This window comes from Dactylosporangium sp. CA-139066 (assembly GCF_050936175.1).
GTDB lineage: Bacteria > Actinomycetota > Actinomycetes > Mycobacteriales > Micromonosporaceae > Dactylosporangium.
The window spans coordinates 4,523,404-4,549,751 of sequence record NZ_JBNJNH010000001.1; the positions used below are offsets into that span (position 1 = coordinate 4,523,404).

Below are 26,348 nucleotides of genomic sequence, written 5' to 3' on the forward strand. Positions count from 1 at the left end.
GTGTGTCTACGCCGTCCCGGCCTTCCGCGGTCGTGACCAGGCGGGGTCGAAGGCGGCGACCCGGGCCGGCGGCTGGATGGAAAGCGCCTGGTAGATGGCCTTCTGCTCGGGGGTGAGCGGGGTGGTCTGCGTGACCCTGCCGGCCGGGCCGGCGAGGGTTACCTGCGTGATCCGCCCGAGTTGCCGGTTGATGTCTCGCCAGGGTTGACCGCTGCCGCGTTCGGCGACGCGGGTCAGCACCAGGGCCAGCCAGCAGACCAGCGCCTGCGCGTGGATGCGATGCTCCAGGCGGTGCAAGACCGGGCGGAGGAGCAGTTGTGTCGTGAGGTCACGGAAGCCGTGTTCGGCCTCCAGGAGGTTCGTGTAGCCCAGGGCGGCGTCTTCGGCGCTGATGTCCGGGTCGGAGGTGGCGATGAGGTACTTGCCGTCGAGTCTGGCCTCGGCCTTGACCTTCGCCGCGTTGACCTTCAGGCGTCCGTTGGGCTGCTGGACCAGCCAGCGGCCGAGGGTTGGGTGGTCGCGTAGGGCGCACTCGGCGCGCACGTGGGCGGCTTCGGTGCGGCCGCGCTGCTCGGCGAAACGGGCCAGTTCGGCCTGAATGCGGCCGATCGCCTCGTCGCGGTACTGCTGGTCGCGCTGCGCCTGGTCGGGGTTGTGGCAGACGACGAACCGGGCGTCCTGACCGCCGAGACGGACCTCCTTGACGCGCAGATTGTCGCGGACGTGCTGGTAGCGGCCCTGGCGGGACAACACGGCCTCGACAAGGGGGTTGCCGTCGCGCATGCGCATCCCGGCGAGGTAGTGCCCGCCGGTGCGGCGCAGGTCGGCCAGGTCGTCCGCGCTGGAGAAGCCGCGGCTGACCGCGGTGATGACTCGGCCCAGCTTCGGGTCCCGCAGGTCGTCGCGGACCCCGGTCAGGACGGACTGGTCACCGGCGTGGCCCGGCCAGCACCAGCAGCGGGCCGGGATGCCTTCCTTGGTCACGGCCAGGCCGATGACGAGCTGCGGCAGATCGCCGCGGTGCTGCTCGGCGTGGCCGTGCGCGTCGTCGCGTTCGAAGCAGGTGGTGTCGACGAAGAGCAGGTCGACTTCGAGGTTGAGCAGGTTGGCGACGGCGGCGAACACCGACTGCTGCACCCGGCCGTGCGTGTCGGCGTCCACGAGCAGGTCCATCGCCCGGTACGCGTGGTCCTCATCCATCGTGGACAGTCCCGTGACGGCGGCGTCCTCACGCACCCATTCGGCGGCGGACAGCCGGCTCGCCGGCGCGACCGCCTGGTTGGCGACGAGCGCGAACAGCACCCGTTCCATGTTGGCGGTGAACCGCCGCGCGCCGGTGGCCGCTCGTATGGCCGTGCCCACGCCGAGGCGGTGCCACAGCCCGTCGAGCAGCCAGGTGGCCCCGATGGGCCGGGCGTCGACGGCCTCCAGTGGCGCGGCACGGGCGGCTGTAGCCGCCTCTGCGGCGCCGGCCAGCCCGTCGTCGCCGCCGAAGTGCTTGTTGATCGACGCGGCCAGCCGCTGCAGCCCGGCCACGTCGACCCGGTCGACCCGGCCCAGGTTCATCAGCACGTCCGGCTTGATCCGCCCCTCCACGCGCCGGTTGTGCGCGAGGGCTACGTAGCGCACCACCGTGCCGTCGGCGTTGGTCCGCGACGTGAACCGCAGAAACATGGCTACGAATGAACCATCCATGCCCTGGTAGCACAAGGACAGGATGCTACGTTGTGTTACTACACATGCAGCCCTCCAAGCTGCTCCATGGCCCGCCGGCCAACCCCTGACCAGCGGCGATCCGAACCGGCCGCTCCCGTGTGCCTACCAGCTGCGGAACCTGAGAGCAAGGAAACTTCGTAACGAACCGAGCGGAGGCCCTTGCGATCCACCCCACCACGGTGCACGCTGAGTGGCAACCTATCGGGCTGTCTGACAGCCGGGCAGGTTGACAAGTCATCCGGAGGCACCGCGTACCCCGCGCTTAGCAGGTCTTCGGTCCCCAGCAGAGGAGAGCAGGGATGCGTGCAAGGAACATTTGGCGCGGCCGTGTTGCCGTTGCCATTGGGCTGATGGGGGTCCTCGCCCTCGCGGCCTGCGGTGGGGCGAACGACTCGAGCGGAAACGACTCGGGCGAGATCAAGGGAGCGATCGACTTCTGGATGGGCGACCCCATCGGCGACGCCCAGCAGCCGATCATGCAGAAGCTGGCGGACGACTACGCCGCAGCGCATCCAGGAACCAAGGTGAACCTCCGATTCCTCGGAAAGGACGCGCACCAGACGTACCTGACCTCGATCGCCGGCGGCAGCGTTCCCTGTGTCGCACTCATCGGCAACACCTGGACCCCCGAATTCGCGGCACTCAACGCCCTCAACGTTTACGCAGACGACCCCAAGACGTTGCAGGGCACCTATGTGCCAGGCATGATCGACTCGACCGTCTTCAAGGGCAAGTCGTACGCGGTTCCCTACGACACCGGTGTCCGCGCGCTGATCTACCGCAAGGACATGCTCGAGTCGATCGGCAAGTCCACGGCGCCCGCCACCTGGGACGAGCTCCGCGAGGACGCTATCGCCATTCAGGCGAAGAACAAGGGTGTCAACGGGTTCGGCATCATCGGCGGTGCCCATTGGTACTACCTGCCGCTCATCTGGAACTGGGGCGGGGAGATCGCCAAGCAGAGCGGTGACAAGTGGGTTTCCGAGGCTTCGTCGCCGCCGGCCGTCCAGGCGTTCCAGTTCTACGCCGATCTGCTGACCAAGGACAATCTCTCACCCAAGGGTGCGTCCGCCTGGACCGCAGCCGACGTCGACAAGTCGGTCGGCTTGGGCCAGACGGCGATGATGGTCGGCGGGTCGTGGGATTTGCGGACCATCATCAAGCAGAGTCCTGACCTGGAGGGCAAACTCGCCACGGCGGTCCTTCCCAAGGGCCCGGGGGGGAACAACGACACGTTCGCCGGCGGCAGCAACCTCGCCGTGTTCCGCGAGTGCAAGAACAAGGCAGTGGCGAACGACTTCGTGAAGTTCATGATGAGCAAGGAAAACCTCGTGCCGGTCACCTCGAACCTGGGTCTGCTCCCGGCGACGAACGACGCGCTGGCACAGGAGAAGTCCACCGGATCCTTCTCCACCCCGCTGCTCAAGGCCTACGCCGAGCAGGCTGATCACACCCGTTCCATCCCCCCGGTGGCCAGCTGGGGCAAGGTGGAGGGGGCCAACGCTATCGTGAACGCCATGCAGTCGATCATGAGCGGCCAGAAGACTGCGGACGCCGCCATGAAGGAGCTTTCGGACCAGGTGAACCAGGCAATTGGTTGAGAACGTGAAGACCCCTACCCGTCGCGCGGTGTCCTCGGCTACGCCGGGGGCACCCCGCCGGCGGCGTCTGCTGCCCGGGCAGTCCAGCTTTGAGAAGCGGCTCCTGCCGTGGGGCTTTCTGACGCCGCTGCTCGTCGTGGTCGTCGGCGTCGTCGGATATCCGGTGGTGCGGACGATCTGGCTGTCGTTCCACGACGGTGAGTACCTGCAGAACGGACCGTTCGTCGGGCTGAAGAACTACCGTGACATCTTCGCCAACCCGTACTACACCGCGGCCCTGCTGCGCACGACCTTGTTCGCGGCCGCGGTGGTCGTCACCACGATCCTGCTGAGCCTGGCAATCGCCCTGGTTCTTGATGCCGCACCCCGCGCGGCCAAGGTGCTCAGCGTCATCGTGCTGCTCCCGTGGGCCATGCCGCGGGTCGCGTCGGGCATCGTCTGGAAGTGGATGTTCGACGACCAGTACGGCGTCGTCAACTGGGTGCTGGCGCATTGGTTCGGCATCGACTCCTTCAACGGCTACTCGTGGTTCCGCACGGGTACGCCGGCCATGGTGGCCATCACGGTCGCCGTCGTCTGGCACTCGGTGCCCTTCGTGGCGGTTTCGTTGTTCGCCGGGCTGCGAGGCACCCACGGTGAAGTGGTGGAGGCGGCACGGGTCGACGGCGCCAACGGCTGGCAGATCCTGCGGCGCATCCGGCTGCCCATGATCCGCCCCCTGCTCGTCGTGATGACCACGATCTCGACCATCTGGGCGTATCAGTCTTTCGACCATTTCCTTGTGATGACCACACCGCCCGGCGGCCCGAACCACTCGACCGAGGTGCTGTCCCTGCTGACCTGGCTGCAGGCCTTCGCGCAGCTCGACCAGGGCTCCGCCGCGGCCATGGCCGTGGTCCTGTTCCTCATGCTGTCCGCGGTGAGCGTGCTGTACGTCCGGCTGAACCGGGAGGACGCTCGATGACGTCTGCGTTGCGCCGTGGTGCGCTGTACCTGCTGATCGCCGTGATCGTGCTGAGCAGCCTCTTTCCGTTCTTCTGGATGCTGGTCACGTCGATCAAGCCCGACAGCGAGCTGTTCACGCGTACCCCGCGTTTCATCGTCACCTCGCCGACCGTGCAGCGGTACACGCACCTGCTCGACGGCAACATCCCCACCCAGTTCCGCAACTCCCTCATCGTTGCGGTGGCGACGACGGTCCTGACCGGCCTCATTGCCCTGTTGGCCGGCTATGCCCTGGCCCGTTACCGGCTGCGGCTGCGGCACATCCTCACGGTCGTCATTCTGCTCACGCAGTTGCTCCCGCAGACCATCCTCGTGATCCCGTTGTTCACGCTGTTCCGCAACGCCGACCTGCTCAACACATTCCAAGGGCTGACCTTGAGCCACCTGGCCCTGACCGTGGGCCTGTGCACGTTCATGCTGCGATCGTTCGTCGTCGAGATCCCGTTCGAACTCGAAGAGGCCGCGCTGGTCGACGGGGCGAGCCGGCTGCGAGCCGTATGGTCGATCGTGTTTCCGCTGGCGTGGCCGGGGTTGGCCGCGAGCTCCGTCTACGCATTCATCACATCGTGGAACGAACTCATGTTCTCGGCGACGTATATGCAGCGGCCCGAGATCGAAACGCTGCCCGTCGCCCTTCAGCAGTACTTCTCCAGCTACTACACGGACTGGGGAGGAGTGATGGCGGCGAGCGTGATCTTCACTATCCCCGTGGTGCTCTTCTTCCTCCTCGTGCAGAAGAGGCTGATGCAGGGAATGGCATCGGGTGCGATGAAGGGCTGACGGTCGACGGCGCCGCCTCAGAACCGGAACAGCGACGCCTGGAACCGGTAGGCGTCCCCGCGGTACAGCTGGCTGCCCACGTCGAAGCAGCGGTCGTGCTGGTCGAAGGTCTGCTGATAACCGACCAGCACCGGATCGCCGGGCTCGAGTCCGAGCAGCTTGGCTTCCCTGGGCTTGACCGCCTCCGCGGCGAGCTCGTAGTCGCAGCGGCTGGCGGCGATGTCGTACCGGTCGCGCAGCACGTCGTAGAGGGACTGGCCGGTGAAGTCGACGTCCTCGATGCCGGGGACCCGCGCGGCGTCGAGGCACGAGTGGTCGACGCTGAGCGGCGACCCGTCCAGGAACCTCACCCGGCGCAGGTCGACCACCGGCTGGGACGTGTCGATGCCCAGCACCTCCGCCTCGGCCAGCGTGGGCTGGCGTACCGTGGCCCGCAGGACCCGGGACGACGCTTCCATGCCGCGCTCACGTGCGACCTCGCTGAGCCCCCGCAGCCGGTTGGGCTCGTGCACGAGCCGGTTCTCGGCTACGAACCAGCCGCGCTGTGGTGATGGCATGATCCGCCCGGCATCGGCCAGGGCGCTCAGCACCTGTCGCAGCGTCGCGCGACTGACCCCGAGCTCGGCGGCCAAGGTGCGCTCACCGGGCAAGCGGGTGCCGGCCGGGAACTGCCCCACGGTCAACGCTTGCTGCAGGGCGCGGTAGGCCTCGACGGCGTTGTTGCGGCCCTCTGCCCGGGCCGGGGAGACCTTGAGGTCGAGTGCCTTCACCACGGCTGCCCTCCTTGATGGCGTTGCTGTGCGCTGTGGTGCGCCGGCCGGGATGCATCGTAGCGCCAGGCCGTCCGCTCCCGGGGAAATCGCTTGCTGTGCAGGCCGAGTCGATTGACACGACCAGGCCAATCCTACAGACTGGTTCAGTATTTAGACCAGTTAGCGCCACGTGCTTGGCTGGATTCAACGCGAAAGCGTCCGACCCCGAGAGGGCGACATGACAGACGAGACCATCCGCGAGCCGGAAGTCCTTCGGTACCAAGACCTTGAGCGGCGCACCTGGGGTGACGAGACCACCGGACGGCTGTGCGACTGGTTCTACGCCGACGACGCGACGATGAACCTCAACATCGTCGGGATGCCGCCGAACGGTTCCGCGATCTCCTCGCCCGCCAACCCCACCGTGTTCGGAGCGGACGAGCTCTTCTACGTGCTCGAGGGCCGCATGGTCCAGAGCAACCCGGTCACCGGCGAGGTCTTCGTCGTCAACCCTGGTGAGGCCATCTTCTTCCGCAAGGACACATGGCACTACCAGTGGAACCACAGCAACGTACAACTGCGGATGCTGGAGTTCTTCCAGCCTGCTCCCAAGTCGGGAACGGGCGGAGCCTACGCTCGCGCGCAACCTCCGCTCGAGGGCCCGCCGAAGCAGGGCCAGGACGAGCTGCTCGGCAACTGGCCGATGGCCCGCGACACCCCCCGGGAGCGGACCACGTGGATGATCCGGGAGGCCGACATCCTCTGGCGCATGGAAGGCTCCGTTCGGGGTCGCGAGATCCTCGTGGGGATCCTGTGCAGCACGGAACACCTCACCGCCGGGAAGATGTCGTTCCTGGGTGGCCAGCGAAGTGGCGTGTACAGCCACCCCGCAGACAAGGTGGTCTTCGTGGAGTCAGGCAACCTGCACGTCGAGTTCGCCGGCACGAAGAAGTGGGTCGAGCTGAACCCCTGGGACGGTGTGCGAATCCCGGCCGGCACGGAACACTCGTTCTACAACATGAGCCACGACCCCGCCTCGTGCATCTTCTCGGTGGCCGGCGAGTATCGGCCGGGCTGCCTTGGCTGACCTCGCGGTCGACGCCGGTCACGACACCCTCGTGGCCGCCGTCGACTGGGGTGGGACGTGGATCAGGGTGGCCGCCGTGTCGGGCGGCCGGATCGTGCGCAAGGACCGGCGCGCCAAGCCGCAGAGTCTGGCCGAGCAGTACGCCACCGTCGCCGACATGGTCCGGCAGACCACCGCACACCTCGCCCAGCCGCCCGCGGCGGTAGGCGTCGGACTCGCCGGTGTGATCCAGGAAGGCATCGTCGGCACCGCCCACAACCTCGGTTTCACCGACGGGGCCGACGTCGCGGCCGCACTGCGCCCGCACCTGCCACTGCCCACCTACCTGCTCAATGACGCCCAGGCCACGGCACTGGGCGTGGCGGCGCGCTGGCCGCACGGGACGACCGCGGTGCTGACCATGGGTACCGGCATCGGGGGAGCCGTGGTCAAGGACGGCGCGCTGGACCCCGGACTCGGAGCGGCCGGCGACTTCGGCCACATGGTGATCGCGGTCGACGGCCCGCGCTGCTGGTGCGGCGGCACCGGCTGCCTGGAGCAGCTGGTCTCCGGACGGACCCTGGCCGAAGCGGCACGCGCGCTCGCCGAGGCGGGGTTGAGTCCCTTGCTCGAGGCGCGCGCACGGAGCGGACGCGTCCTGCACGCCGGAGACCTTCAGGACGCCGCCCGGGACGGCGACGGCCGGGCGGCCGAGATACTCGGCCGGTCCGCGGTGGCATTCTCCGCCGGCATGCGCACGATCGTCGCGACGCACGATCCGCACCGCATCATCCTGGCCGGTGCGACGCTGGCCCCGGACACGTGGTTCGGCGAAGCGGTGCGAAAGCACTGGGACCTCATCCGGCCGCGCTGGGCCCGAACCGAGCTGCACCACGTGGCGGAGGACGGGGACGCGGCACTGCTCGGGGCCGCGTCGTACGCACGCAACAAGTTCACCGCGGCCCAGCCCGGCCTGTAGCTCACCTTCCCAGCCGATTCATCGTGTGGCAGACTAAAACTGGTTCATCTAGTAGACCAGTTCTCTGAGAGGCCAGGTCACTCCTCATGACGTTGTCCAACCGTTCGATCGTCGTCCTCGCCTTCGACGGCTACCAGGAGCTCGAGTTCTGGTATCCGGTCCTGCGCGCCAGGGAGGAGGGGGCGCAGGTCAAGGTCGTCGGTCCGGGGGAGGGCCCGTGCGAAAGCCACCTGGGATACCCGGTGCTCGGGGACACGGCGCCAGGCGAGGTCGTGTCCGAGGCGGTGGACGCTCTCATCGTGCCGGGGACCGTTGCCGGTCGCCCGGCGGTCAGCGACGAGCAGGTGTCCCTGCTCAAGCGGTTGCACGCCGCGGAGGTGCCCATTTTCGCGAGCGGCTCCGGTGCCCACCTGGTCCGTGAGCTCGTCCTCGACATCGATCCCGACCGTGTCGCGGCGGACGCTGACGCCCTTCCCTCCCTGGTTACCCGGCTGCGCACCGAGTTGGCCGGCTGAGCCGCCGTTCGTCGACGTCAAAGGAGCGTTCGTCATGGACATCTTTCGAACCGTGCTGGGTGACGTCCCGGCCGAGCAGTCCGGTCGCATCCTCACCCACGAACACCTGCTGTACGGCTATCCGGGGGCGGAGCTGGACCACCGGACCGTATTCGACCACCCCGCCGCCGTGGAGCGGGTCAGCCGCCAGATCATCGATGGCATGCTCCCCAACGGTTACGACACCCTCGTCGACATGACCCCGGCGGAGGTCGGCCGTCACCCGCAGTTCATGGTGGACGTCGCCAAGCGCACCGGCATCAACGTCGTGGCGATCACCGGGTTCTTCCCGGAACGGATGGGCGTGCCCTACTACTGGCGCCGCCAGACCATCGAGGAGCTCACCGAGTTCTTCGTGCGCGACCTCACCGAGGGCATGGTGTTCGCGTGGCAGCAGACGCCGTACAAGGCCGGCGCGATCAAGATCGCCACCGGTCAGGAAAGCGTCTACCCCAGGCCGAGCCCGGTGGGTGCGTACGGCCGCCACGTCCACGAGGTTGAGGACCGCCTGATCCGGGCCGCCGGCCGGGCGGCCATGGAAACCGGCTGCGCCATCAACACGCACATCGACCCGATGGACTTCCAGGTCACCAACCCGGGACGCGAGCAGCTCGAAATCCTCGACGAGGTCGGCATGGACCTGTCCAAGGTGATCATCGGCCACGCCTTCGTGCCGCCGCAGCTCGGCATGATCCGCGAGGTCCTCAAGATGGGCTCGAACGTCCAGCTCGACCACATCGGCATTCCCTGGCGCATCAGTAGCGCGGAAGAGCTGGACGAGGCGATGGCCAATGCTCTCGTGGAGCTCATCGAGGACGGCTACGTGGATCGGATCGTCCTGACGTTCGATCGGTGGTTCTTCAACCCCCGTGCGACCGTCACCGAAACCGACCCGCAGCTGGAGAACGAGAAGGTCGACCTCAACTACATGTTCACCAGCTGGGTTCCGCGCTTGAAGTCCAAGGGCGTCACCGACGAACAGCTCGACCAGATCATGATTCACAACCCCCGGCGCATCTTCTCGATTGCGGTCTGACGGAGGACTGGATGGAACTGCAGAAGGCTCGAGTCGCTGTCCTTGCCGAGAACCTGTACCAGGAGCTGGAGCTGTGGTACCCGGTCCTGCGGCTGCGTGAGGCCGGCGTGAAGGTGACGATCGTAGGCTCCCGCGCGGGGGAGGTGTACGCCAGCAAGCTGGGCTACCCGGCCGTGGCCGAAGTCGGCATCGCGGACGTGTCGGCGGACGATTTCGACGCGGTGATCGTGCCGGGCGGCTTTTCCCCCGAGTACCTGCGCAGGGAACCGGCCTTCGTCGAGCTCGTCCGCGCCCTGGATGAGCGAGGCGCCCCGGTCGCGGCGATCTGCCACGCGGGGTGGCTGCTGGCGAGCGCGGACATCGTGAAGGGGCGTGCCGTCACGTCGGTGCCGGTCATCAAGGACGACGTGATTCATGCCGGTGGCGACTGGCGCAACGAGGCCGTCGTGGTCGACGGCAATCTCATCACCTCGCAACTGCCGAACGACCTGCCCCAGTTTCTCAGCCGGATCCTCAACGCCCTGGCCGACAGCAGCGGGGAGGGCGGCGACGTCCCGGCCGTTGTCCGTGACGCCACGCCGAGCTCGGCGGTGTACCGCGCGGCTGCCGTGGTGAAGAACCGTGCGGCCGGGCCGGGATCGGCCAACTACCGGGCGTACGCAGTGATGGGCGCGTGACCAGCGCGCTGGTCGCGGGCGGCGCCACCGGGATCGGACGCGCAACGGTGCGGGCCCTGCGCGCCGCCGGGACCGACGTGTACCTGGCCGACGTCAACGACTCGGCCGCGGGGGAGGTGGCGGCGCAGGAGGCTGCGGGGCGGATCGTCGTCGGGCATCACGACCTGGCCGACCCGCACGCGCCGAAGGCCGCGGTGGCCGCGGCCCTGGAGGCATTCGGACGGCTCGACCACGTCGTCGTGACGGCCGGTCTGCACGTCGTTGCGCCCTTGGAGTCCTTCCAGCTCGAGGCGTGGGAGGCGACGATGGCGGTGAACGTGCGAGCCCCCTACCTGCTTGCGCAGGCGGCCATGGCGGCGCTGGCGGACACCGGCGGGAGCATCGTGTTCACGGGCTCGACCGCGGCTCACCGCGGCAGCCCGGGCACGTTTGCCTATGCCGCATCCAAGGGCGCACTCATCAGCCTGACCCGATCATTGGCGGTCGAGCTCGCGGGCAGCGGAGTTCGCGTCAACAGTGTGTGCCCGGGGTGGATCGACACCCCGTTCAACGATCCGTACTGGCGGGCCCAGGCCGACGCGAAGGCAGCCGTGGACGGCGTTGTCGCGCGGGTGCCGCTAAGCCGGCAGGGCGATCCGCAGGAGGTGGCCGCCCTCATCATGTACCTGCTCGGTCCGGGCGCGGGATACATCACCGGACAGTCTGTGATCATCGACGGCGGCCTGCTCTCGGCCTGAACCGGTTGCCGGGGCGGATCCGCTGGACCCGCCCCGGCACGCAGACCGGCTCAGGGGTCAGCTGGGTTCAGGGACGCGGACCGTGATGCAGTGCTTGGGCGGATTGGGAACTCGGCTGGCGATGGCCCAGGTGCAGCCCTTGCCCCACGCCGTCCCGGTGATGTTCGTGACCGGCAGGGCGTCGATGAGGTCGTACTGTGAGCAGAAGGACAGGCTCGACGCCGGAGTGGCGTTGAGCAGGGTGCCCGATGCGCAGGCGGGCTCGAAGACCGTCAGCCAGGACTTGATCCAGCGCTGCCCGGCCGGCGTGTCGTCCCAGCCGAAGTAGTCGAAGTCGACGTCTCCGATGGTGATCCAGGCGCCCCAGTCCTCGCCGCCGTCGTACTGTTCGGCGGCGCTGTAGTACTTCCAGCGCGCACCGTTGCCCTCAGTGCGGATGAAGTCGTCGGTGTACGACGAGGGGACGTCGATGACATTGCAGTTGGTCTTGTTGTTGTGGGCGGTGGAGTCGCGGCACAGCACGGCAGTGATGGCGTTGGTCGAGGTCGGCAGGCCGGTGACCTGTGTGGTGGTGCCGTTGCCGCACGCCCAGTGCTCGGTGGTGGCGGCCGCGGTCCATTTGACGTAGGCGCATTTGCCGTCGGCCACGGTGTCGGTGATGTTCAGGACGAAGGCGCGCGTCCCGAGCGCGTCCCAGCCGTTGGCCACCAGCTTCGCCCCCGGCACGTCGAGCGTGACCTGGACGCTGGTGCCGCCGGTGTACTTCCAGGAGCCGGACCACCCGGTGCCGGACGGAATGGCGAACGCGGCCTGCGGAGCGATCGCCACTGTCGCCGCAGCGGTGACCGCGACGACGAGGATTCGGATCAATCTCATAGCCGGCGAGTCTGCGCAGCGCGGAGGTTGCATGCCCGTGACTGTCGTTGTTACGACGGTGGTACATCAGTGGTACGCCTACGGGCGTGCCACCCAGCACTGCAGCTTTTCCCAGTCGGTGCCGGTCGGACGCTGGACCAGCTGGTGCTGATCGTGCTGGACCCACTGGTCGACGACCTGGTGCACGGCCACCCCGTACGGTGCGAGGGCATCCGCCGTACTGGCCAGCAGCACCGGCTGCCGGCCGGTGTCCCGGACGGCCGCCACCACCGAATGCATCCGGGGCAGGGTGGGGTCGACGAGCGTCGCGACCGGCAACCCGCATTCATCGCGGACGGTCGGTGCCCACCACACGTCGATGAGGATCACGGAATCGTTCGGCTGCAGCGCCCGGCACACCGCGGCGGTCGCCTGAGGCTCACCGAGTTCGGTGCGCAGCGGCGCCAGATGTGCGAACACCGGTAGCGCCGGTACCACCGCGGCCGCCACGAGCAGCGCGGGCAGGAGCCCCAGCCGCGCCGTCCGCGGCAGGCGACGCAGCATCGGCAGCGCCGCCGACCGGTCCGCGCCGGCCCGCAGCCACGCGCGGCCGGCGCGCGCGATGGCGAGGGTGGCGAAGAGCACGATTGCGGGGAGGACCTCCACGACGAGCCGCCGGTCGGCCCACGGATGGTCCGGCGTGATCGCCGGGCGCAGCAGCGTGGCGGCGCCCGAACCCGCAAACACGAGCAGGATGGGCAGCAGCCGCCATCCCCGGCCGCGCACGGCGGCGGCGGTGGCGAGCATGACGCCGGCCCAGGCCAGCAGGACGACCGGCCAGCCGAGGTACCACACCACCCAGGACAGGCTGTGCTCGGCATAGCCGCGGGTGCCGTCCAGCGGCAGCCCGAGCGCTTCCTGGTGACTCTGGACGTAGTCGATGGTTGCCGACGCTGTGGTGGAGTGGTCGACGTACAGCAGCGGCCGCGCGGCCAGGGCTGCGCCGGCCACGGCAAGCGTCGCCACCGCTGCCGCGGCGAGTCGTCGCCGATGGCGGAGCCAGACCGGAGCGGGACGCCGCCGGAACACCAGCGCGACAGCGGCCGTCCCGGCGGCCACGACCACCAGCAGAGCGATCATGAGCCGGACCGAGGACCAGTTGACCAGGACGTACGGCAGCGTCACGTATCGGGCGTCGAGCAACCCGAGGCCGCCGCCGACTGCTGCGCCGAGCAGGAACGAGCCGACGCCGGCGCGGCCACGCAGCCACCACCAACCGAGTGCGGGCAACACCAGCGCGAAGTCCACACCCATGTCGAGCCGGACCAACTCGCCGCTGGACAGCACGAGTCCGGCCAGTCCGAGCAGCAGGCCGCCCGCCCGCCGCCGCACGGCGTTGCGGTGACCGCGGATCTCACCGACGGCGCCGGTACCGGCCGCTGCGGCGCGCGCACCGATCGCCCAGCCGTCGGCGAGCAGGCAGAGGCCGCCGGCGAGCATCAGACAGGCCAGCGGCTCGGAGTAGGTGGTCTGGCTGACCCGCAGCATCGGCCACGCGACCGCCAGCAGGAGCGCGGCGAACGGAGCCCACCGCGGACCGCACAGCCGCGCCGCGAGACCGCCGATCGCCAGGACCGCGGCGCCGCCGATGAGTCCGGGCAGCGCGAACGCGCCGTGCCAGCCGCCCGCCCAGAACCCGGCGGCGAGCAGCGTCGGCCAGCCACTCATGAACTGCGGCACAACCCGGCCGTCCTGCACGTAGAAGCCGGGATGGGTGTAGTCGACCATGTCGGAGCCGGCCCCGAATGCCTCAGCCGGCACCGGCGCCGTCAGCCCGGAGTGATTGCTGAGCCACAGGCCGATCTGCGCATAGGTGCCGGCATCGCGGTGCAGGACCGCCTGCTGGCTGTGCGTCAGGATCGCCAGCATCGCGAAACCACCGGCCACGGCCAGCACCCCGGCCACCGCCCACCACGGCGCCGGCCGGACCGGCACCATGGCCAGCCGGGGCAGCGCCCAGCGGATCAGCAGCCCGGCGGCCAGCGCGCCCAGCGGCAGCACCGTCCACCAGTGGAAGCCGCCCAGTGCCGCGAGCGGAACCGCAACCAGCAGCCAGCCGGTGACTGCCAGCACCGGCAGCACCGGCAGCAGCAACAGCAGCCGCCCGGCCCGATCGCTCGGCGCAGCCAGCCATCGACGCGTGGTCCGCAGGTGCACCGGCCGCGGCCGGAAGGCGCCGACCAGCGCACCGTCTCGAGCCTCATCGTGGCATACCACGGGCCCGAATCACCCCCGAACAATCGCCACAGACGTCCCGTTCCTCGCCACCCACCACACCACAGCCGTCCACGGGCGGGTCCGAACTAGCGACATACTCGGCGTCACATACGACGAAGCCACTGAGATACTGCGACAATCCCGTGACACGCCTCCACGGGCCGTACGATCGCGCGTCAGGGTCACGAGCGGGGGGTGAGCGGGAGTTCCGCGCACAGCGTGGTTCCGGCCCCGCGCGGGCTGTGGAGAACGATCTGGCCGCCGAGCGCTTCGGCGCGATCCTTGAGGCCGACCAGGCCGGTGCCGCGGGCGAAGTCGGCGCCGCCGACGCCGTCGTCGCGGACCGCGATGCACAGGACACGGCCGGCGGGGTCGGTTTCGACGGTGACGGTGGCGGCCGAGGCGTGCGCGTGCTTGGCCGCGTTGGTGAGCGCCTCGGCGATGATGTAGTACGCGCTGACCTCGAGGTGCTCGGGCAGCCGTCCCGTCGTGCGTATGTCGAGGTCGACGGGGATCGGGGAGCGGCGGGCCAGCGTGCGAAGCGCCGGGCCGAGGCCGGATTCGGTCAGGATGGCCGGGTGGATGCCACGGGAGATCTCGCGCAGCTCGTCCACGGCGCTCGTCGCCGTGGCGACGGCGCGGTCGAGTTTCGCGGCGAGGGCGTCGCGTTCGGACGGCAGCGCCGCCTGCACGGAGCGCAGTTGCAGGGCCAGGGCGACCAGCTGCTGCTGGGCCCCGTCGTGCAGGTCCCGCTCGATGCGCCGGCGGGTCTGGTCGGCGGCGGCGACCATCCGGGCGCGTGACGTGGTGAGCTCGGAACGGCTTTCAGCGTTGGCGATGGCGGTCGCGATGAGCTCGGTGAAGTCGGCCAGCCGCTGCTGGGTGTCCTGGGGCAGCGGTTGGCGCCGCGACCCGACGCGCATGGCGCCCCAGATCCGGCCCTCGACCTCGATCGGGCTGGCGACCGCGGAGCAGATGCCCTCGAGGCCGGCCCCGGGCGGGTTCGCTGACCTCGAGTGGTCCACGTCGTGGCGGGCAGCGCGGCCTGTCACCCGTACCGCTGCCATGGCGGCGCGGGGGTCGGGCTTGCCGCGCCAACCTGGTACGGACGGCTCGAGTCCGTAGCCCCCCAGCACCGTCACCTCTCCGTCCGGCTCGAATCGGACGATCGACGTGTCGTCGGCGCCGAAGAGCGCGCCGACTTCGTCGGCCACGGCGGCGAATACGAGATCGGGGGCCGCCCCGCGGGCGACCAGCGTCGCCACCCGCCGCAAGGCCGTCTGCTCGTCGGCGATCCGGCGGAACGCCGCATACAGCTGGGTGGTGTCGAGGGACACGGCGAGCTGGCCGGCGATGAGCTTGACGCCGTCGAGCCGTTCGGCGGTGAAGGCGCCGTGGATGAGGCGGTTCTCGAGCAGCAGTACCGCCTGCAGCGTGCCGCGGTTGAGGATGGGTACGGCCAGCACAGAGCAGCAGCTGAGGCCGGCGAAGTAGGGGTCGCGGGCGAAGCGGTCGTCGCGGGTGGCGTCGCCCACGACCAGCAACTCACGCATCCGCTGGGCGTATCGCAGGACCGATATCGGCACCGTGTGTTCGTGACCGTTGCCGGCGGCCGGGATGATGCCGCCGTCACCCCCGGCTGCGGGCAGCAGCCAGTCCTGCCGTTCGTCGTTCCACAGCAGCAGGTGTACACCGGTGGCGCCGGTCATCGCGGAGAGCACCTCGACCAGGCGGGAGTACAGGTCTTCGATGTTCGTCTCGGAGCTCAGCGCCTGCGACGCGGACAGGATGCCGAGCAGGTCGACGGTTCCGGTCGTGACGGTGGGGTGACGCTGGGGAAGGTCGCCGGGGTGGCGGGCGCCGTGCCTGCCGGTCGGCTCGCCGTGTGCTCGCAGGACAGGGTAAGCCCAGTCCAGTTGGTCGACCTTCGCCGTCGCGCCCCAGGCGAGGTACTCCTGACGGGCCTCGGCGAGGAGTTCGTAACCGGCGTGCTGGGCGCCGTGGGCGAGGTAGAAGCGGGCCGCGTGTTCGGTGATCAGGGCCTGATGCCATGGCCGGGCGTGACCGGCGACCTCGTGGCGGGCCGCGTCGAAGCCGATGACGGCGGCGCCGAAGTCGCCGAGAGCCCAGGCCCGCTCGGCCTCGAGCAACCGCAGCCAGTGCCGAAAGTTGGCCGGCGCGTCGGCGGCGCGTGCGGCCAGCCAGCGTGTCACCTCGTCCAGTTCGGACAGTGGACCGTCGCGCTCGCCGCCGTGGCCGGCTCGAACCTGCCCGGCGAGCGCCAGTCCACGCAGCACGTGCGCCGCGGCGGTCGGGTAAAAGGTCGCCGCGGCCGGCAGCAGGGGCATCGCCGCCGCGGTGTGCCGTGTCAGGCCGGCCAGATCATCGAGGATGGCGGCGGCGATCGCGTGGGTGAGGTGCCCGTGGAACAGGGCCCACGGGCTTTCGGCGTACCCCTCGGTCGGGACCGCCGCACCGGCTGTGGTGGCGCGTTCGCCGCACAGCTCACCAGCCAGCCGCCGGTAGCTGTCGTACGATTCGCCGATGTGCTCGTCGGCGGTCTGCCGCACGAAGGCAAGCCCTTCCTCCACCTCGGCTATGTAGGCGTCCAGCGATGGCACGCAATCCAGCAGGCCCACCACGGCCGGGTAGTAGGTGTATCCCGCGTTGGCCAGGTCACCCCCCCGCGATCAAGCCTTCGCGGGCCCGCCGGCCGGCTTGGATGCCGTTTTCGATAGGCTCGAACCAGCAGCTCAGCAGAGCCGACAGGAAGCGCACCTGCGAGGTGTCGGGCTCGTAGCCACGGGCCTCGCCCAGCGCCAGCACTCGACAGATCGCCCGGTACCCGGCGGCGTAGTCATCGCGCGCCGTCACAGCGGCGAAGCTGACGTGGCTCGCCGGGCCGAGCAGGGCGCCGGCGGGGCCGTGCTCGATCCAGATTCGCAGCGCTTCCAGGCTCAGCCAGGCGAGCGCGGGGTGGTCGGCGGCGAAGTAGACGGCCGGCAGGATCGCGTTCATCAGACGGCCCGCGGCGAGCACCGCCGGCGCGGTGACCTCCGGCCGGGTCAGCTCGTCCGCGGCTTCGTTGTGCTCCAGCCACCGGTACAGATAGTTGAACTGGTGGTCGAGCGCCATCGGGAGCCGGTCCGCGGTCGGTACGGCGATGCCCAGCTCACGCAGCGACTCCAGGCCGAGCCCGATCGCCTCGACGTAGCGGTTGCGGTGGGTCAGGCTGCGCACCTGCACCGCCGTGGCGGCCGCACTGTGCAAGGCGGTGGGGCACAGCCCTTCGATCGTGCGGTACTCCTCGTCCGCCTCGTCCAGGCGCCCGAGGCTGTACAGGGCGGCGTGCCGGCCGGTGTGCACCTCGACGAGCGCGGTGGTGTCGTCCGGGCCGATCAGCCGCAGCGCGGCCGCCAGCAGCGCGTTCACCAGCGAGTACTCCCCGATCATCGACGCCTGGTCGGCGGCGCGCCGAAACAGCTCCACCGCCCGGCGCCGCTCCTCAGGGTCGTCGACGGCGTCGACCACCTGCAGGTACTGCTCCGCCGCGACCGCGAACAACTCCGCCACCGCCGCCAGCCGGCGCGCCATCGCCAACTGCAGGGTGCGCCGCCGCCGCGGATCCGCCCCGCGCAGGACCATCTCGCGGATCCGGTCGTGGCGAAACAGCACAGCCTCCCGCGCCCCGGGCTCCACCACCAGCAGCCCCTCGTCGAGGGCGGGCGCCAGCCGCTGTTCCATCACGTCCGCCGGCTCGCCGACGGCGGTCCGCAGCACGCTCAGGTCGGTTCGCCCGCCGATGCACGCCATCGCCTCCACCATCAGCCGCGACTGCGCCGGCAGGGCATCAACCCGCGGCGCCAGCAACCCGGCAACGTCCGGCCGACCCAGGTGAGCGCGCACCTCCGCCGTATCCCACCGCCACCCGGCGTCCGCCGTCAGCACGCCGTCACGGCGCAGGGCGTTGAGCAACTCCACCGTCTCATACGGATTTCCGGACGTGTACGGACTGACCGCTTCGCCCAGGCTCGCCGCCGCGGCCTCGTCCACATGGAGGATCTCCGCGACCATGGCGATCGTGCCGGCCACCGGCAGGTTGGTCAGGCGCAGGTGCCGCACCTCCGGCTGTTCACGCCACCAGGACCGCACCGCTGCCAACGGATGAACTGCGCCCACGTCACCTTCGCGGTAAGCACCCACCAGCAACAGACCGTCGACCGGTTCCGCGTTCAGCACCAGGTCCACGAAGCCCAGTGGCGTACGCCCCGCCCATTGCAGGTCATCGATGAACAGGACCACGGGCCGTTTTGGTGAGGCCACCACGCGCAGCACGTCGAACGCCAGCCGCTGCGCCCGCGCCTGCGCGGTCAGCGGATCCCCCGGATCGGGCGGCACGCCCAGTAGCGCCGCGAACTCCGGCACCACCGCGGTCAGCAGACCCGCGTTCGCGCCGACCGCCGCCAAGATCCGTCCGCGGACCTGGATCAGTTCGTCCTCCGGCTCGGCCAGTAACAGCCGGCCCACCGCCCGAATGGCCTGATGCAACGCGTCGAATTCCAGATCCCGCCGATACTGGTCGAACTTGCCCGCCACGAACCAGCCGTCCCGGCCGGTCACCACCGGCCGCAGCTCATCGACCAGCACCGTCTTGCCCACCCCCGGCGCCCCGCCGATCAGCACCCCGCGACACCGGCCCGAGAGCGCCTCCTCGAACGCCGCCTCCAGCGCCACCACTTCCGCATCGCGCCCCACCAGTCGCGGTGGTAGCAGCCGCAGCGGGACATCCCGCTCGCCGACCCGAAACGCCACCGCTCCAGCGCGCGGGCCGGTGTCCCGCAGCCGCTGCAGGTCGTGGACGACGCCCTCCGCGGTCTGGTACCGGCTGTCCGGCTCCTTCTCCAGCAGATGCATGATGATCTCGGACAACGGTGCCGGGACGGCCCGGTTCACCTGCATCGGCGGCACCGGCAGCTGAGCCAGATGATCATGTGTGAGCCGCAGCGGGTCACCCCAGCCGAACGGCGGCGTGCCCGTCGCCAGCTCATACAGTGTCGCGCCCAGCGCGTACAGGTCGGCACGCTGATCCACCGACCGGCCGGTTCGCCCGGTCTGCTCCGGCGCCAGATACGCCAGCGTCCCCACGATCTCGGTGTGATGCGTGAACCCGGGACGAAGCTCGGCAAACGACGTCGCCAACGCGAAATCCACCAGCCAGGGCACGCCGTCGCGGGAGACCACGATGTTCGGCGGCGTGATGTCCCGGTGTATCACGCCGCGCCGGTGCATGCCGGCCACCGCCCGGGCCAGCTCCACCGCAAGCCCGATCAGGTCATCGGGCGCCAGCGGCTTCGCCAGCCGAGCCAGGCTCGTGCCACCGACGTCCTCCACCACGACCGACCCCGGGCACCCGGGCGCCTCCACCAACTGCGCGACACCCACCACACCGCGCAGCCGCCTCAGGATCGCCGTCTCGTGCCGCACCCGCCGCTGCGCATCAGGTCCCAGCGGCTCCTTACGGACGACCATGCGCCCACCGACAAACAGCCGAGAGACACGCGTGCGCTCGGTGTCGTACAGCATTTCGCCCTGATCAGGTGGATCACGGCCAGTCAGCACTCCGCCGTTCCCCATCCGACACCTCCGCGCAGGATCGGACCTACCTCATAGCCTACTGATCGCCCCTATTGAAGGGCGAAGGCGACCATGTGCGCGTTCAGCGTCGAGTGGATCGGGCCGCCGGCGTCCACGCCGATAAGAATGCCGATAAGAATGCCGATAAGAATGGAGAGAGAACCGGACGTACCCGCGAACCTGTCAGGGAGAACGTCATGGTCACTGTCGTGCCGGACGGGGAATGCCGGTGGCGTATCGAGCCGGCCGGGTCGATGCTCGTGCCGGGGGTGGTCTTCGCCACCGAGGGCCTGCTGCCGGACGCGCCGGGGGATCAGGCGTTGCAGCAGGTGGCGAACGTGGCGTCACTGCCCGGCATCGTAGAGGCGTCGTACGCCATGCCGGACGTCCACTGGGGGTACGGGTTCCCGATCGGTGGGGTCGCGGCCACCGACCCGGCCCGTGGCGGGGTGATCTCCCCGGGCGGGGTGGGTTTCGACATCTCATGCGGCGTGCGGCTGCTCGCCTCGGCCGTGACCCGTGCCGACGCGGCGCCGCACCTGGGGCGGCTGATGGATCTGCTCGGGGCGGCCACGCCGCGGGGCATGGGCCGCGGCGGCGTGCTGCCGGCCGCCCAGCCCGCCGAGCTGGACGAGATCCTGCTCGGCGGCTCGGCGTACACGGTCGAGCGAGGGTTCGGGGTACCGGGGGATCTGGCCTTCTGCGAGGACGGCGGCGCGGTCGCCGGTGCCGACCCCGGCGCCGTGAGTGCGCGTGCGCTGGACCGGGGCAGGGGCCAGGTCGGCAGCCTCGGCTCGGGCAACCACTTCCTGGAGGTCCAGGCCGTCGACCGGATCTACGACGAGCGGGTGGCCGACGCGCTCGGGCTGCGGCCGGACGTGCTCTGCCTGATGATCCACTGCGGGTCGCGGGGGCTGGGCCACCAGATCTGCTCCGACCACGTCCGCGTCATGCTGTCCGCGATGCGCCGATACGGCATCCAGGTGCCCGATCCGCAGTTGGCCTGCGCCCCGGTAACGTCGCCGGAGGGCCGGCGCTACCTGGCCGCGATGGCCGCGGCGGCCAACTACGGCCGCGCGAACCGGCAGCTGCTCACCCACGCCGCCCGGCGCAGCTTCCGCGATGCCGGCCTGGGGGATCTGCGGCTGCTGTACGACGTGTCGCACAACCTTGCCAAGCTGGAGACGCACGTCGTCGACGGAGTGGCCCGTGAGGTGTGCGTACACCGCAAGGGTGCGACGCGGGCCTTCCCACCCGGCAACCCCGACCTGCCGGACCCGATCCGGGCCGTGGGGCAGCCGGTGCTGGTCCCCGGCTCGATGGGTACCGCCTCGTATGTGCTCGTCGGCGTGCCCGGCGGGCAGGCGTTCCACTCCGCGTGCCACGGCGCCGGACGCACGCTCAGCCGTCACGCCGCCGTCCGGCACGCGCCCGTCGAGGCGGTCCGTCGTGAGCTGGCCGCCGCCGGCGTCCTGGTCCGCGGCGCGAGCGCCCGCGGGCTGGCCGAGGAGGCGCCGGAGGCGTACAAGGACGTGGACGAGGTGGTCGACACCTGCCGGCGGGCCCGCCTCGCCGACGTGGTGGCCCGGCTCGTGCCGGTCGGTGTCGTCAAGGGCTGAGCCGGTGCGCACGGCGGCGGTTCACACGTCGATGACGGCCCGGCAGTGCCACAGCTCACCCTGCCGCGCGAAACGCAGCCCATGCCGGGTGACCGCCTTCGGCAACGGGCCCACCAGCGCGACGTCCGAGCGCGCGACGACGCCGAAGTCCCCCACCAGGCCGCCCTGGGCGGTCCGGACGGCCGACATCTGGACCGCCACCACGTCCTCGGTGTCGAGCAGGTAGATGGCCTCCTCCAGCACCTGCACCAGCAGCTCGTCGTCGGGCGCCGGTTCGCAGGCGAACGCGACCGTGCGGGATGGGCAGGCCGTACGGACGTCGGCGAAGCAGGCGGCGAGCGCCCGTACCGCCTCCGTGATGCACTCCTCGGCGGTCGGTGCCCACGCCGTGAGCATCACGTCGGCGGTGTGCGGCAGCAACTCGTACCCCGCCGCGGGGCCCCTGATCATGTATCGATTCCCTGCATCGGCCAAGCCCGGCACGCTTATGGCTCGGATCAGCTCCGACGACCAACCAGCATCATGGTGCCGGCACGAGCGAATCCGTTTCCTCTGCATGGGATGACGCAGGCTATGTTTCGCACCCTGACCGAACCTGTGTAACCGTGGTTACATGGAAGGTGTGGGTGGTGATCGGACGGTGGAGTCGTGGGTGATGCTGTGCTATCGGCTGCCCCGGGAACCGTCCACACCGCGAATCACGGTGTGGCGCAAACTCAGGCGGCTCGGGGTGGCGCAACTGGCGGACGGGCTCGTCACGCTGCCCGCCGACGCCCGCACCCGCGAGCAGCTGGAGTGGATCGCCGACGAGATCGTCGAGGCCGGTGGCGAGGCGTCGATCTGGCTGGCCCGGCCCGCCTCCGCCGTGCAGGAGCGCGATCTTGCAGCGCGGATGGCTGCTGCCCGCGCCGCCGAGTATGACGCGGTGATTGCCGAGGCCGGCGCCGTGTCGGCGGCGGGGGCACGGGAGGCCCGCCGGACCGGCGAACGGCTGCGGGGCGAATTGCGCCGTATCGGCCGTCGCGACTACTTCCCGCCGCCGCAGCGGGATGCCGCGCACGCCGCGGTCCAGGCACTGCTGGGGGATGCCGCCGCACAGGAGGCGGACACGCAGGTGCAGGAGGTGCCGTGATGAGATGGGCTACCCGCGCCCGGATCCATGTCGATCGGGCCGCCTGCGCCTGGCTGGTCCGCCGATTCCTCGACCCGGACGCCGAGTTTGTCTTCGTCAGTGACCCCGCCGAGCTGCCGCCGGACGCGACCGCGTTCGACATGCGCGGGGTGGACCTGTCGCACCACGCCGGCCCGGACGGGGCGGCCGACTGCAGCTTCGAGACGATCCTGCGCCGCTACGACCTGACCGACCCGGTGCTGTGGCGCATCGGACAGATCGTGCACGAGGCCGACCTCGACGACGAACGCTACGACGCCCCCGAGGCGCCCGGCCTGGACGTGGTGCTGCGCGGGCTGTCCATGGTGTGCGACGACGAGCGGATGCTGGAGGTGACCGGGCCGATCTTCGATGGCCTGTACGAGTTCCAGCGCCGCGCCCTGCTGCTCGGCCGGGAGCCGGCATGAACCACCGCAACCCACCGAACCACGCAACGCATGAGGGCACGGCAACGCCGGAGCCCGAGACCGCCGCTGGTTCCGGTGCCCGGGTTGCTGGAGCTGACGTGCGGGCCGTGCCGCAGCGGACGTTCCTCGGCTACTTCCTCGGCCTGGGTACGTGGGGGTTCGGCGGGCCGATCGCCACCGTCGGCTACATGCAACGCGACCTGGTCGAGCGACGCGCCTGGCTGTCGCGGCGGGACTTCCTCGACGGCGTCGCGCTGGGCCAGAGCATGCCCGGCCCCCTGGCCGCGCAGGTGGTGATGTGGCTGGGGTACCTGCGCGGCGGTACCATCGGCGCCCTCGTGACCGCGGCGACGTTCATCGCCCCGTCATTCCTGCTCGTGCTCGCCGTGGCCATCGCCTACGCCCACTACCAGGGCCTGCCCGTGGTACAGGCGCTGTTCCACGGCATCGCCCCGGCCGTCATGGCCATCATCGCCGTGGCCGCGTACAAACTGGCCCGGATGACCAACCACCGCGACCTGCGACTGTGGGCGATCAGCATGGTCGTCGCGGTGGTCACAGCCCTGACCGGCGCGGAGATCGCACTGCTGTTCATCGCCGCCGGGCTGATCATGATCATCCTCGACGCCCCGCCCCGGCGCTTGCACCGCCCCACTCGCGCCGCCGCCGTAGCGGTGCCCGGCCTCGGGCCGTTGGCGGGCAGGGGTCTGGCGGGGAAGGCGCTGGCTGCGGCGGCCGGCGGCGGCACAGTCCTCGCGCTAGGCTGGTTCTTCCTCAAGGCCGGCGCGTTCATCTTCGGCAGCGGCCTGGCCATCGTGCCGTTCCTGCGCGAAGGCGTGGTCCATCAGCACCACTGGCTGACCGACAGCCAGTTCCTCGACGCCGTCGCGATGGGCCTGATCACCCCCGGGCCGGTCGTCATCACCGCCACGTTCATCGGCTACCTCGTCGCCGGCTGGCAGGGCGCCATCGTGGCCACCGTGGCGATCTTCATCCCGATCTTCCTCGGAGTGGTGGTGCCCGGCCGATGGTTCATCCGCCACCGAGGCAACCCGCAGATCCGGGCCTTCGTCAAGGGCGCCACCGCCGCAGCCGCCGGCGCAATCGCCGGCGCGGTGGTGGTGCTGTCCCGGCAGACCATCACCGACTGGCCGTCCGCCGCGATCGCGGTGATCGCGCTCGGGCTGCTGCTGAAGTGGAAGGTCAAAGAACCAATCCTGGTCGGCCTCGGCGCCGCCGCCGGCCTCGCCCTGCACTGGCCCTGGTGAACCGATCCGGTCGACGATGACGGCGACCATGCCCTTCGGCGCGGCGGCGCCGTCGTCAACGTCCCTGTTGCCGGATTCGAGCGGGCCGGCCGGCTCAGCGCCGCGACCGGCCTGTCGCCTCAGCCGGATGGTGGTTGCGGGGCCGGCACGAGCTCGACGCAGCAGGCGCCTGGACGCGGCGCCAGCCGGGCCTGCAGCCCGGTGGCGCCCAGTCCGTCGACCAGGCCGGCGAGGAACGTGTGGTTGAGGCCGCACACCAGTGCGGTTTGCCGTGCCGCGATGGCGTGGAACGGGCAGTTGTGCAGGAGTACCCGCCCGGTGGCGTCCGGCTGCGGCTTGAACCCCAGGCCGGCAAGCGCGGCCACCGTGTCGACCCGGCCGGACGCGAACCGGGCGCCGATCTCCTGCCCGGTCCTGTGCGCACGCCGGCGCGCCGCCTCGTCGGCGTGCGCCGGGTCGTCCGCGACCGCGTCGGCGAGGATCTCCGCGATGAGTTCGTAGCGCCGCTCCGGCACGGTGATGGCCAGGCCGTCCGTTGCCGGTTCGTACACCTTCGGCGCCCGGCCCCGCCCGCGGGGCTGGTCGGCGGGGGCCTCGTAGCGCGCGCACAGCAGCCCGGCGTCGACGAGCGCCGAGGAGGACAACGTGTTCGCCGCCCTGCGCTGCGGCGCCAGCGGCTTCCTGGTCAAGGACACCGACCCGGACGAACTGGTGCAGGCGGTGCGCGTGGTGGCCCGTGGCGACGCGCTGCTGTCGCCCAGCGTCACCCGGGCGGTGATCCGACGCTCGGTCGGGGCTGAGTAGCCCGCGGCCAGGCCGAGGCCCAAACCGCCGGAGCTGGCCCTGCTCACCTCCCGGGAGCGGGAGGTGGTGCATGACATTGCTCCGCGGTGCACACGCTAGGAGACGGATGCCGAAAGCCCTCCAGCCGACGTCGCCGACGCGGGTCTACGTGGTCCTCGCGGCGCTTCCCTGCACGATGGCTCGCATCTCGCTGATCGGCAGGTTCGCGTGGCGCGCGGCGGTCAGCACGACGATCCGGTCGTCGTCGCGGGACAGCGGCGGCAGCAGCGTGGCGGGGGTGGCCGGGTTCCCGGCCACCCCCGCTCGTACCGAACGGTCGGCGTCTGCGGCCAGCGACTCGAGCATCTCCGGCGGCGTGCCCGGGTTGGCCGCGACCTTCGCCCGGACCAGCGCCTGCCCGTCGCCGGCCAGGAGGTCCCGGTGCCGGCCCGACAGGGCCGGGCTAGCGGCGGCGAGGGCACGCCGGCGGAAGTCGTCGTCCGCGGCGAACCTGGCGACGATGCCGGGCGGGCACTCCCTCCGCCGCAGCAGGGCCAGTTCGGCCCACGCACGTCGATCGGCCGTCGCGGCCCGGGCGAGCATCCGCTCGACGACGAGCGCCGGGACCGACGGATTCCCGGCCAGGGCGCGCCACCCCGCGTCCGAGACGAGACCGACCAGCCCGGGGATCAGCTCGCGCGGAAGACCGTCCAGCCCGGCCACGGCATCCGGGCGCAGCGCCACGACACCCTCCAGCAGGGACTCCCGGAGGCCGGGGTCCAGCACCGCCGGATTCCCGGCCAGCGCCAGACGCACCTCCGGACGCTCATCCGAGCGCAGCGCCCGCACGATCCGCGCGGAGATCGCCGGGTTCGCCGCCACCGAAGCCCGCACCGCCACCCGGGAATCCCTCGACCCGAGCAGCGCATCATCCCCCGGCAGCGACGGATTGCGCATCGCGGCGGCGACCGCCTCATTCCCACCCGGCACCAGCGGCGCGAACCCCCGCGCCAGCAACCCCAGCACATCCGGCGGGAAGTGCCGATGCTCCACCGCATCCAGCGCCGCGATCAGACGCACATGCTCCAGACCGGCCCCCTCCGCCGCCGACCACCGCGCCCGGAAATAGACACCCAGCAGGACGTCGGCCGGGCAGGCCCGATTCCCGACCACGGTGAACTCGGCCCGCGGACCGCCCGCCCCGACCATTTCCGCGAGCACCGCTCCCGGCAACTCCGCCCGACCGGCCAACTCCGCCCGCACATCCTCATGCACCGTCAGGGCAGCCAGCTCCACCAGCAGGCCCGGTGGACACGAACGATTGCCCGCCAGACCCAACTGACGAAAGAACCCGGCGGGCAACCTCATCAGCCTCCACAAACACGACCCAGTGACTAATCCGTCCAGGTCACACCATGACCATGGTCGTCA

General features: G+C 70.4%; 23 protein-coding genes. 14 read left to right on the top strand and 9 right to left on the bottom strand.

The features are described from left to right. Positions 1–6: 6 nt before the first annotated feature. Complete coding sequence (locus tag ACQEVU_RS20645) at positions 7–1,674, bottom strand: IS1634 family transposase (RefSeq protein WP_433325873.1); 1,668 nt, start codon at positions 1,672–1,674, stop codon at positions 7–9. Positions 1,675–2,066: 392 nt separating this feature from the next. Between ACQEVU_RS20645 and ACQEVU_RS20650 the strand changes: the two genes are divergently transcribed. The 3 genes from ACQEVU_RS20650 to ACQEVU_RS20660 are packed head-to-tail and all read left to right on the top strand — an operon-like array spanning position 2,067 to position 5,102. Further along, positions 2,067–3,317, top strand: coding sequence for an extracellular solute-binding protein (locus ACQEVU_RS20650; protein WP_433325875.1), 1,251 nt, complete (start codon positions 2,067–2,069; stop codon positions 3,315–3,317). A 4-nt stretch (positions 3,318–3,321) separates the two neighbouring features. Next, positions 3,322–4,281, top strand: coding sequence for a carbohydrate ABC transporter permease (locus tag ACQEVU_RS20655; RefSeq protein ID WP_433325877.1), 960 nt, complete (start codon positions 3,322–3,324; stop codon positions 4,279–4,281). Next, positions 4,278–5,102: a carbohydrate ABC transporter permease gene (locus tag ACQEVU_RS20660; protein ID WP_433325879.1), complete on the top strand. Its 825-nt coding sequence runs from the start codon at positions 4,278–4,280 to the stop codon at positions 5,100–5,102. Before ACQEVU_RS20655 ends, ACQEVU_RS20660 begins: the two co-directional genes overlap by 4 nt. Before the next feature lie 17 nt (positions 5,103–5,119). On the opposite strand, the gene ACQEVU_RS20665 is transcribed toward ACQEVU_RS20660, so the two are convergent. After that, positions 5,120–5,875: a GntR family transcriptional regulator gene (locus tag ACQEVU_RS20665; protein ID WP_433325881.1), complete on the bottom strand. Its 756-nt coding sequence runs from the start codon at positions 5,873–5,875 to the stop codon at positions 5,120–5,122. 217 nt (positions 5,876–6,092) lie between these two features. On the opposite strand from ACQEVU_RS20665, the gene ACQEVU_RS20670 reads away from it, so the two are divergent. From ACQEVU_RS20670 to ACQEVU_RS20695, 6 genes are all read left to right on the top strand, one after another. Then, on the top strand, positions 6,093–6,941 hold the full coding sequence (locus ACQEVU_RS20670; RefSeq protein ID WP_433325883.1) for a cupin domain-containing protein: 849 nt from the start codon (positions 6,093–6,095) through the stop codon (positions 6,939–6,941). Further along, the gene (locus ACQEVU_RS20675) at positions 6,934–7,899 is read left to right on the top strand and encodes an ROK family protein (RefSeq protein ID WP_433325885.1); all 966 of its coding nucleotides are present in this window, start codon (positions 6,934–6,936) and stop codon (positions 7,897–7,899) included. Before ACQEVU_RS20670 ends, ACQEVU_RS20675 begins: the two co-directional genes overlap by 8 nt. Before the next feature lie 86 nt (positions 7,900–7,985). Then, positions 7,986–8,414, top strand: a complete 429-nt coding sequence (locus ACQEVU_RS20680; protein WP_433325887.1) for a DJ-1/PfpI family protein — start codon at positions 7,986–7,988, stop codon at positions 8,412–8,414. Positions 8,415–8,448: 34 nt separating this feature from the next. Further along, positions 8,449–9,489, top strand: coding sequence for a phosphotriesterase family protein (locus tag ACQEVU_RS20685; RefSeq protein ID WP_433325889.1), 1,041 nt, complete (start codon positions 8,449–8,451; stop codon positions 9,487–9,489). Positions 9,490–9,500: 11 nt separating this feature from the next. Beyond that, a complete protein-coding gene (locus ACQEVU_RS20690) occupies positions 9,501–10,166 on the top strand; it encodes a type 1 glutamine amidotransferase domain-containing protein (protein WP_433325891.1) in 666 nt (221 codons plus the stop codon). Continuing rightward, the gene (locus ACQEVU_RS20695; RefSeq protein WP_433325893.1) at positions 10,163–10,903 is read left to right on the top strand and encodes an SDR family NAD(P)-dependent oxidoreductase; all 741 of its coding nucleotides are present in this window, start codon (positions 10,163–10,165) and stop codon (positions 10,901–10,903) included. The genes ACQEVU_RS20690 and ACQEVU_RS20695 overlap by 4 nt, the downstream gene beginning before the upstream one ends. A gap of 57 nt (positions 10,904–10,960) precedes the next feature. On the opposite strand, the gene ACQEVU_RS20700 is transcribed toward ACQEVU_RS20695, so the two are convergent. The 4 genes from ACQEVU_RS20700 to ACQEVU_RS20715 all read right to left on the bottom strand — a co-directional run bounded on the left by ACQEVU_RS20700 (position 10,961) and on the right by ACQEVU_RS20715 (position 19,618). Beyond that, on the bottom strand, positions 10,961–11,779 hold the full coding sequence (locus ACQEVU_RS20700) for a hypothetical protein (RefSeq protein ID WP_433325895.1): 819 nt from the start codon (positions 11,777–11,779) through the stop codon (positions 10,961–10,963). A 78-nt stretch (positions 11,780–11,857) separates the two neighbouring features. Further along, on the bottom strand, positions 11,858–13,975 hold the full coding sequence (locus tag ACQEVU_RS20705; RefSeq protein WP_433325897.1) for a hypothetical protein: 2,118 nt from the start codon (positions 13,973–13,975) through the stop codon (positions 11,858–11,860). 242 nt (positions 13,976–14,217) lie between these two features. Continuing rightward, positions 14,218–16,656, bottom strand: a complete 2,439-nt coding sequence (locus ACQEVU_RS20710) for a GAF domain-containing protein (protein WP_433325899.1) — start codon at positions 16,654–16,656, stop codon at positions 14,218–14,220. Between the two features lie 55 nt (positions 16,657–16,711). After that, positions 16,712–19,618 carry an ATP-binding protein gene (locus ACQEVU_RS20715; protein ID WP_433325901.1) on the bottom strand — a complete coding sequence of 969 codons (2,907 nt, stop codon included), beginning with the start codon at positions 19,616–19,618 and terminating at the stop codon, positions 16,712–16,714. 248 nt (positions 19,619–19,866) lie between these two features. On the opposite strand from ACQEVU_RS20715, the gene ACQEVU_RS20720 reads away from it, so the two are divergent. Beyond that, positions 19,867–21,288 carry an RtcB family protein gene (locus ACQEVU_RS20720; protein ID WP_433325903.1) on the top strand — a complete coding sequence of 474 codons (1,422 nt, stop codon included), beginning with the start codon at positions 19,867–19,869 and terminating at the stop codon, positions 21,286–21,288. Between the two features lie 21 nt (positions 21,289–21,309). Here the strand turns inward: ACQEVU_RS20720 and ACQEVU_RS20725 are convergent, their stop codons facing one another. Next, entirely contained in the window at positions 21,310–21,738 is a 429-nt protein-coding gene (locus ACQEVU_RS20725) for an archease (protein WP_433325905.1), read from the bottom strand. A 190-nt stretch (positions 21,739–21,928) separates the two neighbouring features. On the opposite strand from ACQEVU_RS20725, the gene ACQEVU_RS20730 reads away from it, so the two are divergent. From ACQEVU_RS20730 to chrA, 3 genes are all read left to right on the top strand, one after another. After that, positions 21,929–22,420 carry a Chromate resistance protein ChrB gene (locus tag ACQEVU_RS20730; RefSeq protein WP_433325907.1) on the top strand — a complete coding sequence of 164 codons (492 nt, stop codon included), beginning with the start codon at positions 21,929–21,931 and terminating at the stop codon, positions 22,418–22,420. Further along, complete coding sequence (locus tag ACQEVU_RS20735) at positions 22,420–22,866, top strand: chromate resistance protein ChrB domain-containing protein (RefSeq protein WP_433325909.1); 447 nt, start codon at positions 22,420–22,422, stop codon at positions 22,864–22,866. Before ACQEVU_RS20730 ends, ACQEVU_RS20735 begins: the two co-directional genes overlap by 1 nt. A 98-nt stretch (positions 22,867–22,964) precedes the next feature. After that, positions 22,965–24,134, top strand: coding sequence for a chromate efflux transporter (gene chrA, locus ACQEVU_RS20740; RefSeq protein WP_433325911.1), 1,170 nt, complete (start codon positions 22,965–22,967; stop codon positions 24,132–24,134). Positions 24,135–24,253: 119 nt separating this feature from the next. On the opposite strand, the gene ACQEVU_RS20745 is transcribed toward chrA, so the two are convergent. Continuing rightward, positions 24,254–24,778 carry a helix-turn-helix transcriptional regulator gene (locus tag ACQEVU_RS20745; RefSeq protein ID WP_433325913.1) on the bottom strand — a complete coding sequence of 175 codons (525 nt, stop codon included), beginning with the start codon at positions 24,776–24,778 and terminating at the stop codon, positions 24,254–24,256. 1 nt (position 24,779) lies between these two features. Between ACQEVU_RS20745 and ACQEVU_RS20750 the strand changes: the two genes are divergently transcribed. After that, a complete protein-coding gene (locus ACQEVU_RS20750) occupies positions 24,780–24,938 on the top strand; it encodes a hypothetical protein (RefSeq protein WP_433325915.1) in 159 nt (52 codons plus the stop codon). 144 nt (positions 24,939–25,082) lie between these two features. Here ACQEVU_RS20750 and ACQEVU_RS20755 read toward each other — a convergent pair whose 3' ends face one another. Next, on the bottom strand, positions 25,083–26,279 hold the full coding sequence (locus ACQEVU_RS20755) for a hypothetical protein (protein ID WP_433325917.1): 1,197 nt from the start codon (positions 26,277–26,279) through the stop codon (positions 25,083–25,085). Between the last annotated feature and the right edge of the window lie 69 nt (positions 26,280–26,348).